This window comes from Mangrovimonas yunxiaonensis (assembly GCF_000733475.1).
Taxonomy (GTDB): domain Bacteria; phylum Bacteroidota; class Bacteroidia; order Flavobacteriales; family Flavobacteriaceae; genus Mangrovimonas; species Mangrovimonas yunxiaonensis.
This window is the reverse complement of sequence record NZ_JPFK01000007.1, coordinates 86126-99900: the sequence shown is the minus strand read 5'-3', so window position 1 is coordinate 99900 and position 13775 is coordinate 86126. Positions and strand designations below refer to the sequence as shown.

Here is a 13775-nt window from a genome sequence, read left to right as displayed (position 1 = left end):
ACAAAAAACCCTGAATTATTCCGTAATTTTGCGCCTTTAAACGCAACTAATTTTTCAATGAATACAACATCTTTTGCACTGCGCCATATTGGGCCAGACCAACAGGAACAAAAAGAGATGTTAAACACCATTGGTGTTGACTCTTTGGACCAACTTATTTTTGAAACCCTTCCAGACGGTATTAAACTGGAAAAACCGCTTGAGCTAGACGAAGCCATGAGCGAACAAGAATACTTGGTGCACATCCACAACCTTTCTAAAAAGAACAAGGTATATAAAACCTACATCGGGCTGGGCTATCACCCCACCATCCTCCCTGCAGTAATCCAACGCAACATATTGGAAAACCCAGGTTGGTATACTGCATACACGCCTTATCAAGCAGAAATTGCCCAAGGTCGCCTAGAAGCTTTGCTTAATTTCCAAACCATGATTGCCGACCTAACAGGTATGGAGCTTGCAAATGCATCGCTTTTAGATGAAAGTACCGCAGCTGCAGAGGCCATGAGCTTACTATTTGCCGTTCGCGATAGGGCACAGAAAAAAGCTGGGGTTAACAAGTTTTTCGTTTCCGAAGACATCCTCCCTCAAACCCTATCACTACTAAAAACCAGAGCCATTCCTATTGGCATAGAATTAGTTGTAGCAAAAGAGAACGAATTCGATTTTTCTACTGAATTTTTCGGGGCCATCCTACAATACCCTGGAAAATATGGTCAAGTAACCGATATTAAAACCTTTATAGAAAAGGCCAACGCCAACAACATTAAAGTTGCCGTAGCTGCCGATATTCTAAGCTTAGTTAAATTAGAAGCCCCAGGAAAATTTGGTGCCGATGTGGTTGTAGGAACCACACAACGCTTTGGAATTCCTATGGGCTATGGTGGCCCGCATGCTGCTTACTTTGCGACAAAAGAAGCTTACAAAAGGGAAATCCCCGGACGTATTATTGGCGTTACCAAAGACGTAGATGGCAACCGCGCCCTGCGTATGGCACTACAAACCCGCGAGCAGCACATTAAACGCGATCGTGCGACATCTAACATCTGTACCGCACAAGTACTCTTGGCCGTTATGGCAGGTATGTATGGGGTTTACCACGGGCCAAAAGGTCTAGAATTTATTGCTAACCGTGTACACAGCGCTGCAGCCTTGTTATCTAACGCTCTAAAGCAATTAGGGTTTGAACAAATAAACACAGCATTTTTCGACACCCTTCAAATTAAAACCAATGCCAAGAAAGTTAGAAAAATAGCTAAGGAGAAAAAGGTTAACTTCTTCTATCCAGATGAAAACACCGTAACCATCTCCATTAACGAAACCACGACAGTTCGCGACCTTAACTATTTAATTTTAGTCTTCTCGGAAATCGCCAATAAAGAGGCCTTCACCATCGATGACATTCCTCAAACAAGTGCCATTCCTGAAAACTTACAAAGGCAAACCGAATTCCTAACCGAAACTGTTTTCAACAAGTACCACTCCGAGACCGAGTTAATGCGTTATATTAAAAAACTAGAACGCAAAGATTTATCGTTAAACCACTCGATGATCTCTCTTGGCTCTTGTACCATGAAATTGAATGCTGCTGCCGAAATGCTACCATTAAGCATTTTTAAATGGGCAAATGTGCACCCTTTTGTTCCAGCAAAACAAGCCAAAGGTTACCTTACTGTTTTAAAGGAACTTGAAGACCAATTAACAGAAATTACAGGTTTTGCCGCAACTTCATTACAACCAAACTCTGGCGCTCAAGGCGAGTTTGCCGGTTTAATGGTTATTAAAGCTTACCACGAATCTCGTGGCGATCATCATAGAAATATTTGCTTAATTCCTGCTTCGGCACACGGTACAAACCCAGCCTCTGCTGTTATGGCCGGCATGAAAGTGGTTGTTACCAAATCGACCGAAAAAGGAAATATAGACGTTGACGATTTACGCGAAAAAGCCGAATTGCACAAAGACAACCTATCGTGCTTAATGGTAACTTACCCATCTACACACGGTGTGTACGAATCGGCCATTAAGGAAATTACACAAATTATTCACGATAACGGCGGACAAGTATATATGGATGGTGCCAACATGAATGCCCAAGTAGGTTTAACCAACCCAGGACAAATTGGCGCCGATGTTTGTCATCTTAACCTTCATAAAACCTTTGCCATTCCACATGGTGGCGGTGGCCCAGGTGTTGGCCCAATTTGTGTGGCCAAACAATTGGTTCCTTTCCTACCCGGAAACCCCGTTGTAAAAACAGGAGGAGACCAAGCCATCACAGCCATATCTGCAGCTCCTTATGGGTCTGCGCTAGTGTGCTTAATTTCCTATGGATATATAAAAATGTTAGGAGCCAAAGGTGTTACCGATGCGACTAAAATAGCCATTCTTAATGCCAACTACATGAAACAGCGCCTTGAAGGACACTTCGACACCTTGTACTCTGGCGAAATAGGCCGTGCCGCTCACGAAATGATTGTAGACTGCCGTCCGTTTAAAGCTCATGGTATTGAAGTTACCGATATTGCCAAACGTTTAATGGACTACGGTTTTCATGCGCCAACAGTATCGTTCCCGGTGGCCGGCACCCTAATGATCGAACCTACAGAAAGTGAAAGCAAGGAGGAATTAGATAGGTTCTGCGATGCCATGATTTCCATTAGAAAAGAAATCGATGCCGCATCTAAAGACGAGCCTAACAACGTCCTTAGAAACGCGCCTCACACTTTAGAGATGCTTACTGCAGACACCTGGAATCTTCCGTATTCTAGAGAAAAAGCAGCCTATCCATTAGCGTTTGTAGCAGACAATAAGTTCTGGCCTTCGGTGCGTCGTGTTGACGATGCCTATGGAGACCGCAATTTAATTTGCACCTGCGCACCTATCGAAGAATACATGGAGGCTTAATCTTACAGCCTTTTAAATCATAAAAGCACCTATAGTTTATAGGTGCTTTTTTTATGTCTTTACCCACCTACAAAAACAGCTTTTTTTCTTAAATACTTCCCAAAACCTTCTGCTGTTTATGATTAAATCCATAGCTTAGTTCTTTAATACGTGTTATTAACGCCAAAAAATACAACGGTTATGTCTATAAAAATTACAGGTAGCGGCTCTTATATCCCAGGTAACATTGAAAAAAACTCGGGATTTCACAACCATGAATTTTTAAATACCGATGGCTCTTATATCGAATCGACAAACGATGTTATTGTTAAAAAATTCGAGGCCATTACTGGCATTATAGAAAGGCGTTACGTCGATGCCCATTTAACCGCTTCAGACATTGGAGCCTTTGCCGCCGAAAAGGCCATAGGCCATGCCAACATAGACCCAGAGACTTTAGATTATATTATTACGGCTCACAACTTTGGAGATGTTAAGCACCAAACCATACAAAGTGATATTCTGCCAGGTTTGGCCGCTAGAATAAAACACACTCTACGTATTAAAAACCCAAAATGTGTGGCCTACGACATCCTGTTTGGTTGTCCGGGCTGGGTAGAAGGGGTTATTCAGGCCCAAGCTTTTATTAAAGCTGGTATGGCAAAAAAATGCTTGGTTATTGGTACCGAAACCCTTTCTAGGGTTGTCGATAAACACGACCGCGATTCCATGATTTTCTCTGATGGAGCTGGTGCTACGGTTATTGAAGCTACCGACGAAAAGGACAGCGGTATTTTAGCCCATGAAACTGCTAGCTTTACTTACGATGAAGCCTATTATCTGCACTTTGGAAAATCGAACAACACTAGGCTAGACCCCGATACAAGGTACATTAAAATGCACGGCAGAAAAATTTACGAATTTGCCCTTACCCAGGTTCCAAAAGCCATGAAAACTTGTCTTGATAATAGTGGTGTTGATATAAAGGACGTGAAAAAAATATTCATCCATCAAGCCAACGAAAAGATGGACGAAGCCATTATTAAACGGTTTTACCGACTTTATAAAACCCCCGAACCCAAAGATGTTACCCCTATGAGCATTCACACGCTAGGAAACAGCTCTGTAGCCACCATTCCCACACTGTTCGATTTGGTAAAACGCAATAAATTAAAAAACCACACCCTAACAACAGGCGATGTTATTATATTTGCAAGCGTTGGTGCAGGCATGCACATAAACGCTATGGTTTATAGATATTAATAATGTACGAAAAAACATTTCCGAACAAACGGTTTAAGCTTACGGCTCATTTTCTTAAAAAACACATTACTACCGATGCTAAAATTTTAGATCTTGGGGTTGAAAATCCCTTTTCTAAAATTATGGCTAATGAAGGATTTACCGTTGAAAACACTTCTGGTGAAGATTTGGATTTTGACACTTCGGCTATTGAAAATTCTAAGGCCACTGTTGTTACCGCCTTTGAAATTTTTGAACACCTCTTGTCTCCCTTCACTGTTTTACAGTCTATAAAAGCCAATAAACTGGTCGCTAGCGTTCCTTTACGTTTATGGTTTTCGCCAGCTTATAAAAGCAAGACCGATATCTGGGACAGACACTACCACGAGTTTGAAGACTGGCAATTCGATTGGCTATTAGAAAAAACCGGATGGAAAATTGTAGCTAGGGAAAAATGGACAAATCCTACTAAAAAAATAGGCTTAAGACCTATTTTACGCTGGTTTACACCTAGGTATTACATCGTTTATGCCGAAAGAATATCAGAATGAACTTCTACATCGTCATACCTGCACATAATGAAGCCGATGTTATTAAGCAAACACTGCAATCGTTAGTTAAGCAAACATTATTACCAAAGCATGTGGTGGTGGTAAACGATCACTCTACCGATAACACCCGGCATGTTGTTGAGACATTTTGCGAAAAATTCAATTTCATTTCTTTAGTAAACGCAACTTCCTCTAACAAACATTTGCCCGGCAGTAAAATAATTAAGGCCTTTTATAAAGGTTTTGAAACGTTAGATAATAACTATGATGTGATTTGTAAATTTGACGCCGACTTAATTTTTCCCAATAACTATCTAGAACAAATTGCGACTCATTTTAAAGCAAATTCCAAACTTGGCATGTGTGCTGGCTTCTGTTATATTGAAAAAGAAGGCCATTGGGTTTTAGAAAATTTAACCCGTAAAGACCATATTCGCGGTGCGTTAAAAGCTTACCGCAAGCAATGTTTTTTAGATATTGGCAAACTAAAACCAGCCATGGGTTGGGATACTGTTGATGAACTTCTAGCCAAATTTTACAACTGGGAACTCTTAACCGACGACTCCCTGCATGTAAAGCACCTAAAACCCACAGGTATTAGCTACAACAAAGCCTCTAAACACCTTCAGGGTGAGGCCATGTATAAAATGCGTTACGGATTTATAATCACACTGATTTCTGCTATAAAATTAGCTTACAGAAAACAGCGGTTTTCGTTATTTAAGGATTATATGGTTGGTTATTTTAAAGCTAGAAAAAATAACGTCGAACCATTGGTCACTAAAGAACAAGGCCTGTTTATAAGAAAATTACGCTGGAAAGGAATGCTAAACAAGTTACATTAAAAATGCCAATTCTTGTAACTGTCCGAGGCTTCAATTTCTGCCTCTATACGGTCTTCCAATTCAGGAAAAAAGTCTATACCGGTTAACGTTTCTAAAGAATCGACAGAGACCACAAAGCGATACAAAGGGCCATCAGAATTTTTATGTGGCATTAAAAAAGCTAAGACTTTAGGCTTATTCTGGTTGTAGTCCAATACAATTTTAAAAAACTGTTTGGGTACGGCAACACGCTCTTGCCCTATGGTTTTCATGTTGTTGGTAAAAACACCACCTGTTACCACATAAACCCCGTCATAGCGCGAAGCCCAATAGCGTACCTTTTGCTCTAGGCGATTCCAAATGCCAGAATTAAAGCTGTGCTCCTGCGGACTAATGTTGCTGGTAAAAAACGTTTCGGTATACAAGTCGTAATCAAACTCCCTATCGGCAGCCGGACACAAGTGACCACGGTCATAACCAGAGTTTTTATAATTTCGCCAGCTCGCCGCTCCGGTTTTTACGGCTGGGTCTATTTCAAAATAAGGGCGCTTAAAATTCGCATGAACCAATTGGGTCTTTTTTAATTCGTAAGCGACCCATTCGGCCTGTTCATAGGTTTCGTTATAAGACAATGAAAACCCTTTATGGTGCACCACTTGCCCAGTAGTACTTGTTGGCAAAAAAAAGGTGTTTGTAAGTGTTTTTTCTTGTGCACCTTGGCTTACAACGGCTTGCTCTTCCTGATGTTCTAGGTAGGCTTCAAACACATATATTCCACCTAAAACTAGAATTGCCAAGATGGAATATAGCGTTCGTTTGCTCATTATTTTAAAGCTGTTAAGCTTGCTTTTAAAGTTTCTATCTTGGCCAGCGCATCGGCTTCTTTTTTCTTTTCGACAGCAACCACCTGTTCTGGTGCATTGTTAACAAAACGCTCGTTAGCCAATTTTTTCTGAACCGATTTTAGGAAGCCTTCGGTATACTTTAATTCTTCGGCAAGCTTTTCAATTTCTGCCGCCACATCAATAGTTCCCGACATGGGCACAAAGTATTCGTTGGCTTTCACCCTAAATGTTAGCGCGCCCTCTACAGCGGTTGTAACATAAGAGACATCCTCTAAATTACCCAGTTTTTTAAGCACCTCATCGAAGGTTGGCTTAACGTTTTCGTTATTTAACACCGAAAATGCAATAGGGTCTTTAAAGGCGATGTTTTTATCCTTTCGTATTGAACGGATGCCAGAAACGACTTCGGTCGCAAATTGAAATTCTGAAATCAAGGTTTCGTTCACCGCTTTTTGTTCTGGCCATGCCGCAACTATTAAAGCTTCCTCTGGGGTACGGCTACGCATGGTTTGCCATATTTCTTCGGTAATGAATGGCATAAAAGGATGCATGATTTTTAGATTCTCCTCAAATAAATTTAGAAGCTTATTATAGGTTACGGCATCTATAGGTTGCCCATAAGTTGGTTTAACTATTTCTAGTAACCAGCCACAAAAATCATCGAAAATCAATTTATAAATTGCCATTAAGGCATCGCTTAACCTGTATTTGCTGAAGTGGTCTTCTATTTCAATCAGCGCTTTTTGAAACTTGGCTTCGTACCACTCTAAAGCTATTTTGCTTGCGTTGGGTTGTGCTGCAGTTTCTGAGACGTCCCATAGTGTTGTTAAGTAAAAGGCACTCCAAACCTTGTTGCCAAATCCTTTTCCTTGTTGGCAAAGGGCTTCATCAAACATTAAATCGTTTCCAGCTGCCGAACTCAATAACAAGCCAACACGCACACCATCGGCTCCATAATCATCAATAAGCTTTAAGGCGTCTGGCGAGTTTCCTAGAGATTTACTCATCTTACGACGTTGCTTATCACGCACCAAACCGGTTAAATACACATTTTCGAATGGTCTCTCGCCGGTGTATTCGTAACCTGCAATAATCATACGTGCTACCCAAAAGAAAAGAATATCCGGACCGGTTACCAAATCGTTTGTTGGGTAATAGTATTTAAACTCGTCGTTTTCTGGGTGGCGTACGCCATCAAACACACTCATGGGCCATAACCAAGACGAGAACCACGTGTCTAGAGCATCTTGATCTTGAGTTAAATGATCTAGAGTTAACTGGGTGTTTCCTGTTTTTGATTGGGCCAGTTCTAAGGCTGCTTCTACAGTTTCTGCCACCACAAAATCGTCCTTACCATCGCCATAGTAATAGGCTGGAATTTGGTGTCCCCAATACAACTGACGGGAAATGTTCCAATCGCGTATGTTTTCCATCCAATGGCGATAGGTGTTTTCAAACTTTTTCGGGAATAGTTTAACCTCTTCGGTTTCCAGCACTGCCTTAACGGCAGGTTTTACCAAATCTTCCATTTTTAAGAACCACTGGTCGCTTAATCGTGGTTCGATAACCGCTTTGGTTCTTTCGGAAGTACCTACTTTATTAATATGGGTTTCGGTTTTTACCAAATACCCTTTTTCTTCCAGTTCTTTGGCAATGGCCTTACGCACAACAAAACGATCTTGACCTTGGTAGTGCAGGCCATAGCTGTTTAAGGTGGCGTCTGGGTTAAAAATATCTACAACATCTAAATTGTGTTTGTCACCCAACATTTTATCATTCTCGTCGTGGGCTGGGGTTACTTTTAAGCAACCTGTTCCAAACTCCACATCAACATACGTATCCTCGATAATAGGAATAACACGGTTGCACAATGGCACAATGGCCTTTTTCCCTTTTAAATGCGAAAAACGTTCATCGTTAGGGTTTAAACAAATTGCCGTATCGCCCAAAATGGTTTCAGGGCGTGTGGTTGCGATGGTTACGGTTTCGTCGCTACCTTCAATTTTATAGGCTAAATAATATAGCAAGCCTTGTTTTTCTTCATAAACCACCTCTTCGTCAGACAGCGTGGTTTTAGCCTCTGGGTCCCAATTTACCATACGGTATCCACGATAAATAAGACCTTTATTATACAGGTCTACAAATACTTTTATCACCGATTCGGACATGTCCTCGTCCATCGTAAACTTGGTTCTGTCCCAATCGCAGGAACAGCCTAATTTTTTAAGCTGATCCAGGATAACACCACCATACTCTTCTGTCCAATCCCAAGCGTGTTTTAAAAACGCCTCGCGAGACAGGTCGTTTTTATCTATTCCCTGATCTTTTAATTTAGCCACCACTTTAGCCTCGGTTGCAATAGACGCATGGTCTGTTCCGGGCACCCAGCAGGCATTTTTCCCCAGTAAACGGGCACGACGAATTAAGACATCTTGAATGGTGTTATTCAACATATGTCCCATATGCAAAACCCCTGTTACGTTAGGAGGAGGAATAACTATAGTATAAGGTTCGCGTTTGTCGGGTTTTGAATGAAAATACTTGTTTTTTAACCAGTAATCATACCATTTGCTCTCTACATTACGGGCATCATATTTTGATGGAATATTCATACTTTGGAATAGTTTTTGAAATATAGTATGCAAAAGTACTTATAATTTGTTTTCTGTGAAAAGATTTAAGGCCCGATGCATGGGGATACATTATTTTTAACATGCATTACATCTATTTTTTTTGCAGAAGGTCTGAAAAGTAACTAAGTTTACAATTCAATTAAATATAAATATCATGAAAAATTTAATTACAATTCTATTCATTGGGTTATTAAGCTTTACTGTACAAGCACAAGATAAAGTAGCTAAGATCGAGTTTAAAACCGATGTTATAGATTATGGAACCATTGAAAAAGGTGCCAATGGCGTTCGTGTGTTTGAATTTACTAACACAGGAAATGCCCCGCTTATAATTTCGAATGTAAAATCCAGCTGCGGCTGTACGGTTCCAAAAAAACCAGAAGGCCCGATTATGCCGGGTGAGACTGGAGAAATTCAAGTAAAATACGACACCAAACGTGTTATGCCTATTAGAAAAACCATTACTGTTATGTCTAATGCCGATACACCTACCGTTGCCCTAAAAATTAAGGGAGAGGTTATCGACCCTAATAAATCTAGTGTACTAGAGAAGAAAGACAAGAAAAGCGTTATGGCAAAATAAAAAAAAGCCCCGGTCACCCCGGGGCTTTTTTATTACTCCTTAAAAAAGCTTTTTAACCTAAAAGCCATTTTTATTATTTGACCATCGCGGTCTAACACCAACCTCATTTTCTTACCATTATCACCATAGAATTTATGTGTGATTTCTTGTAGCGTAAATTCGCTACTAGCCTTATCGTTTACAGACAACACCACATCGCCTATTTTAACGCCAGCCTGTTGGGCGGGAGAGTTTTCACGCAACTCCACAACCATAAACGCTGGCTTTAAGGCAAGCCCCTCTCCTGTTTTACCGCCTTGCTCTCCCACAATTAACATAAACCCGTTTTTCTCAAGCTCTATCCCACTGCGGTTGTACCTAAAGGGTTCGTTATAATAACGATTTTTCTTTAGGTAGAGGCGTTTTCTAGGGTAATCGACATAAAGATTAAACCGTTTTAGTATGTGGCCCGCTACACTACCATTCCGTGTTTTGTGCTCTCTAACATACGAAATGGATGAAGCCTCTGGAAAAGACACATTGGCATGATGAAATGTAAATTCGCCTAGCGTAAAAGCTGCTATTTTAGACCGTTTACCATAAACACTACCGCTTAGGCCGTGGCCCAAAAAATCTTTAAAATAAGGTTGGTCTGGCACAAGCCCCAAGCTATCATCCTCAAAAAGCCATAAGGCATCACTCCCTCCCGTATCAATTAATAGTTTTACTGGAATCTTCTGGCTACCAATGGCAACCTCACCCCTTAAATAGGGTTTGTTTCTATAAAACTCCAAGTCAAGCTCAGCACATCGATTACAAGGTTTAGGCTCAAAGCTTTCAGGCTTATAAAACCTAATGTACTTTTTACCATAATTAATCTGAACCACAAAATCTCGAAACACATCATAGCCTATAATGCCGTGAATTGGAACGCCCAAACGGGGCTCGAAATTCAAGATCTGGTTATGAACAATAAACAACTCCTGATTAATATTAAAAACCTCGCCTATTTTAAAAACATTCCCCCTAGACCGCAAGGCCTCAACATGGTCTCCTTCTCCCAAACCACGCAAAAGAATTTTCTCCGATTTTTTTACCTGAAGCGAATCCTCCAAATTCAAAATATTAAAAACAATGGGCTTGCTCACCCCGGTATCCAGCAAAAAAGACAACGCCACCCCATTAACCTCTACAGGCAGTACAATAACATTATTAATTAACTTAAAAGGGATTTTTCGAGAGTGATTAGCATTCAAGACAAAGTCGTCTTGAGCCTGAATATGGCCTCCCGCACTTAAAAAAACAAAGATATACACAAACCAAAATTTCATAAAGGCCATTTTGCGTTATCTCCAAGTTACAAATCTTTCTTTTAAGTGTGCTTTTTAACGTTTCTTTTTAAAAAAACTTTAAGATAAATTTCAGACCTTTGCAAACAAATATACAATCATGCCAGCAATATCATCAAAAGGGCAAAACATGCCACAATCGCCAATTAGAAAATTGGTTCCTTACGCCGAGAAAGCGTATCAAGAAGGTAAAACAGTATACCACTTAAACATAGGGCAGCCTGATATAAAGACACCAGAAATTGCTTTAGATGCTGTTAAAATACACTCCCTAGATATTTTAGCCTACACCAGATCTGAAGGCTCTGATGGTTACCGCACAAAAATCGCTCAATATTACCACAATCAAAACATCGATGTTACCAAAAACGACATTATTGTTACTACTGGTGGTAGCGAAGCGCTTTTGTTTGCCTTTGGAAGCATTATGGATGTTGATGACGAAGTGATTATCCCAGAACCCTTTTATGCCAACTACAATGGATTTTCTACGGCTTCTGGCGTGAATATTGTTCCTGTAATTTCTAAAATAGAAGACAACTTTGCTTTGCCTCCAATTGAAGAATTCGAGCAATTAATCACCCCTAAAACTAAGGCCATCCTTATTTGTAACCCAGGAAACCCTACGGGATATCTTTATTCTAAGGAAGAAATAAAAAAATTGGCCGACTTGGTTAAAAAACACGACCTCTTTTTAATAGCCGATGAAGTATACCGAGAGTTTACTTACGATGGTTACGAGCATTACTCCATCATGCAGGAAGCTTCTATAAAAGATCACGCCATCATGATAGACTCTGTCTCTAAACGATATAGCATGTGCGGGGCCAGAATAGGCTGTTTGGTATCGAAAAATAAAGACGTGATAGCAACTGCCTTAAAATTTGCCCAAGCGAGGTTAAGTCCGCCAACCTTAGCACAAATTGCCAGTGAAGCCGCTCTAGAAACCCCAAAAAGCTATTTTGATAGTGTTATTGACGAATATGTAGACCGACGAAACACCTTAATAGCTGAGCTAGAAAAAATAGAAGGTGTTAAAGTAGCCAAACCAAAAGGCGCCTTTTATTGCATTGCCGAACTTCCTATTGAAGATGCCGATGATTTTGCACAATGGCTTTTAGAACATTTTGATGTTGATGGCGAAACCGTTATGGTTGCCCCAGCAGCAGGGTTTTACTCAACCAAGGGCGTTGGCAAAAACCAAATTAGAATTGCTTACGTGCTTAAAAAAGAAAGTCTGATTAAAGCCGTTAAAATAATTAGCGAAGCCTTAAAAGTTTACAAAAAAGCTTAATGGTCGTTAAGGAAAATATATCTTTAAAGCCCTACAACACCTTTGGTATTGATGTAACAGCCAAATCGTTTTTGGAGGTCAACACACTAGCCGATTTAAAAACAGCTTTAAAGGTTCACCAAAACAAAGATTTGTTTATTCTAGGCGGTGGCAGCAACATGCTACTCACCCAAGATATCGATGCTCTGGTTTTACACATCAACCTTAAGGGCATCGAAATGCTGTCTGAAAGCGACAGTCATGTGGTCGTAAAGGCCCAAGCTGGCGAAAATTGGCATGCCTTTGTCCTGTGGTGCATAAACAACAACTTTGGTGGTGTGGAAAACTTATCGTTAATTCCAGGCAATGTTGGCACCGCCCCAATACAAAACATTGGCGCCTACGGGGTGGAGCTTAAAGATGTATTCTTATCATGTGAGGCCGTTGAGGTAACCACACAAAAAGTGGTTACTTTCACCAATGCTGAATGCCAATTTGGGTACCGCGAATCGATTTTTAAACAGCAAGCCAAAGGAAAATACATTATAACCAGTGTTTGCTTTTCGCTTTCAAAAAAAGACCATAAACTGCATACAGATTATGGTGCCATTACGGCTCAGCTACAAGAAATGAAAGTTACAAACCCAACCATTTCCAATGTTTCTGAAGCCGTTATTGCAATAAGAGAAAGCAAATTGCCCAACCCAAAAGACATTGGTAACAGCGGTAGTTTTTTTAAAAACCCGGTTGTTTCTAAAGCAACATTCAACAGCTTGCAAAGCCAATTTCCCAACATGCCATACTACCAAGTTTCTAAAGAAACCTTTAAAATCCCAGCCGGCTGGCTAATTGAACACGCGGGGTTTAAAGGCAAAACCTTTGGCAACTATGGTGTGCATAAAAAACAAGCCCTTGTTTTGGTAAATTACAGCAATGCTTCTGGAAAAGATATTTTAAACCTCGCTAGGTTAATCCAAAAGACCGTTAAACGAATTTTTGGTATAGATATTGACACCGAAGTTAATATTATATAAAAAATATCTAACTTTGGGCTTCTAACTTAACGCTAAACCATTTGAGGACTTCAATAGAACAAGAAATCATTGATCTTTTAGGAAAGAGCGACAAAAGAGCCATCACGCTACTCTATGAGAATTATGCCGATGCCCTCTATGGCGTAGCCATGAAGATTCTTAAAGACGACGACTTAGCGCAGGATGCGCTTCAAGAAAGCTTGATTAAGGTGTGGAAAAAACCACAGTCCTACAACCCCAAAAAAGCCAAACTATTTACTTGGCTATACCGAATTACCTACAACACTGCCATAGACAAAGTACGTTCGAGATCGAATAAGCAAAGTAAGGAAATCCAAATTGAAGTTTCTAACGTATATAAATTGACATCAAAAAGTATAAATCAAGATGTTATAGATATAAAAACCCACTTAAAAACACTGGACGAAAAGTATCAAATTGTACTTAAAGCCCTGTTTTTTGAAGGGATGACACAACAGGAGGCCAGCGACGAACTAGACATTCCGCTAGGCACTATAAAATCGAGATTAAAAATTGGACTTCGTGAATTGAAAAAAATTTACGATCCAGAATAAA

The 13775-nt window shown here is 40.2% G+C and carries 11 protein-coding genes; 8 read left to right on the top strand and 3 right to left on the bottom strand.

The features are described from left to right. Positions 1 to 57: 57 nt before the first annotated feature. The 4 genes from gcvP to IA57_RS07770 all read left to right on the top strand — a co-directional run bounded on the left by gcvP (position 58) and on the right by IA57_RS07770 (position 5524). Positions 58 to 2907 carry an aminomethyl-transferring glycine dehydrogenase gene (gene gcvP / locus IA57_RS07785; RefSeq protein ID WP_036121679.1) on the top strand — a complete coding sequence of 950 codons (2850 nt, stop codon included), beginning with the start codon at positions 58 to 60 and terminating at the stop codon, positions 2905 to 2907. A 180-nt stretch (positions 2908 to 3087) separates the two neighbouring features. Next, complete coding sequence (locus tag IA57_RS07780) at positions 3088 to 4149, top strand: 3-oxoacyl-ACP synthase III family protein (protein WP_036121677.1); 1062 nt, start codon at positions 3088 to 3090, stop codon at positions 4147 to 4149. 2 nt (positions 4150 to 4151) lie between these two features. Then, positions 4152 to 4679 (top strand): methyltransferase domain-containing protein, encoded by a 528-nt coding sequence (locus IA57_RS07775; protein WP_036121674.1) that lies wholly within the window; start codon positions 4152 to 4154, stop codon positions 4677 to 4679. Continuing rightward, positions 4676 to 5524 carry a glycosyltransferase family 2 protein gene (locus IA57_RS07770; RefSeq protein WP_036121672.1) on the top strand — a complete coding sequence of 283 codons (849 nt, stop codon included), beginning with the start codon at positions 4676 to 4678 and terminating at the stop codon, positions 5522 to 5524. The genes IA57_RS07775 and IA57_RS07770 overlap by 4 nt, the downstream gene beginning before the upstream one ends. Here IA57_RS07770 and IA57_RS07765 read toward each other — a convergent pair. Continuing rightward, positions 5521 to 6327, bottom strand: a complete 807-nt coding sequence (locus tag IA57_RS07765; RefSeq protein ID WP_036121669.1) for a DNA/RNA non-specific endonuclease — start codon at positions 6325 to 6327, stop codon at positions 5521 to 5523. The genes IA57_RS07770 and IA57_RS07765 overlap by 4 nt on opposite strands. Further along, positions 6327 to 8960: a valine--tRNA ligase gene (locus tag IA57_RS07760; protein WP_036121666.1), complete on the bottom strand. Its 2634-nt coding sequence runs from the start codon at positions 8958 to 8960 to the stop codon at positions 6327 to 6329. The genes IA57_RS07765 and IA57_RS07760 overlap by 1 nt, the downstream gene beginning before the upstream one ends. Before the next feature lie 175 nt (positions 8961 to 9135). Between IA57_RS07760 and IA57_RS07755 the strand changes: the two genes are divergently transcribed. Further along, complete coding sequence (locus IA57_RS07755; RefSeq protein ID WP_036121663.1) at positions 9136 to 9564, top strand: DUF1573 domain-containing protein; 429 nt, start codon at positions 9136 to 9138, stop codon at positions 9562 to 9564. Positions 9565 to 9596: 32 nt separating this feature from the next. Here the strand turns inward: IA57_RS07755 and IA57_RS07750 are convergent, their stop codons facing one another. Next, positions 9597 to 10874 carry an aspartyl protease family protein gene (locus IA57_RS07750; RefSeq protein WP_036123195.1) on the bottom strand — a complete coding sequence of 426 codons (1278 nt, stop codon included), beginning with the start codon at positions 10872 to 10874 and terminating at the stop codon, positions 9597 to 9599. Positions 10875 to 10992: 118 nt separating this feature from the next. On the opposite strand from IA57_RS07750, the gene IA57_RS07745 reads away from it, so the two are divergent. The 3 genes from IA57_RS07745 to IA57_RS07735 are packed head-to-tail and all read left to right on the top strand — an operon-like array spanning position 10993 to position 13774. Beyond that, complete coding sequence (locus IA57_RS07745) at positions 10993 to 12186, top strand: pyridoxal phosphate-dependent aminotransferase (protein ID WP_036121661.1); 1194 nt, start codon at positions 10993 to 10995, stop codon at positions 12184 to 12186. After that, complete coding sequence (gene murB / locus IA57_RS07740) at positions 12186 to 13199, top strand: UDP-N-acetylmuramate dehydrogenase (protein WP_036121659.1); 1014 nt, start codon at positions 12186 to 12188, stop codon at positions 13197 to 13199. Before IA57_RS07745 ends, murB begins: the two co-directional genes overlap by 1 nt. Positions 13200 to 13240: 41 nt before the next feature. Beyond that, positions 13241 to 13774, top strand: coding sequence for an RNA polymerase sigma factor (locus IA57_RS07735; protein WP_036121656.1), 534 nt, complete (start codon positions 13241 to 13243; stop codon positions 13772 to 13774). Position 13775 lies beyond the last annotated feature (1 nt).

What these genes read in the sequence shown, in the direction of transcription:
- IA57_RS07745 (WP_036121661.1), top strand. Translation starts at nt 10,993, where the DNA reads ATGCCAGCAATATCATCAAAAGGGCAAAACATGCCACAATCGCCAATT.
- IA57_RS07755 (WP_036121663.1), top strand. Translation starts at nt 9,136, where the DNA reads ATGAAAAATTTAATTACAATTCTATTCATTGGGTTATTAAGCTTTACT.
- IA57_RS07760 (WP_036121666.1), bottom strand. Translation starts at nt 8,960, where the DNA reads ATGAATATTCCATCAAAATATGATGCCCGTAATGTAGAGAGCAAATGG.
- IA57_RS07770 (WP_036121672.1), top strand. Translation starts at nt 4,676, where the DNA reads ATGAACTTCTACATCGTCATACCTGCACATAATGAAGCCGATGTTATT.
- IA57_RS07765 (WP_036121669.1), bottom strand. Translation starts at nt 6,327, where the DNA reads ATGAGCAAACGAACGCTATATTCCATCTTGGCAATTCTAGTTTTAGGT.
- IA57_RS07775 (WP_036121674.1), top strand. Translation starts at nt 4,152, where the DNA reads ATGTACGAAAAAACATTTCCGAACAAACGGTTTAAGCTTACGGCTCAT.
- IA57_RS07780 (WP_036121677.1), top strand. Translation starts at nt 3,088, where the DNA reads ATGTCTATAAAAATTACAGGTAGCGGCTCTTATATCCCAGGTAACATT.
- IA57_RS07750 (WP_036123195.1), bottom strand. Translation starts at nt 10,874, where the DNA reads ATGAAATTTTGGTTTGTGTATATCTTTGTTTTTTTAAGTGCGGGAGGC.
- murB (WP_036121659.1), top strand. Translation starts at nt 12,186, where the DNA reads ATGGTCGTTAAGGAAAATATATCTTTAAAGCCCTACAACACCTTTGGT.
- gcvP (WP_036121679.1), top strand. Translation starts at nt 58, where the DNA reads ATGAATACAACATCTTTTGCACTGCGCCATATTGGGCCAGACCAACAG.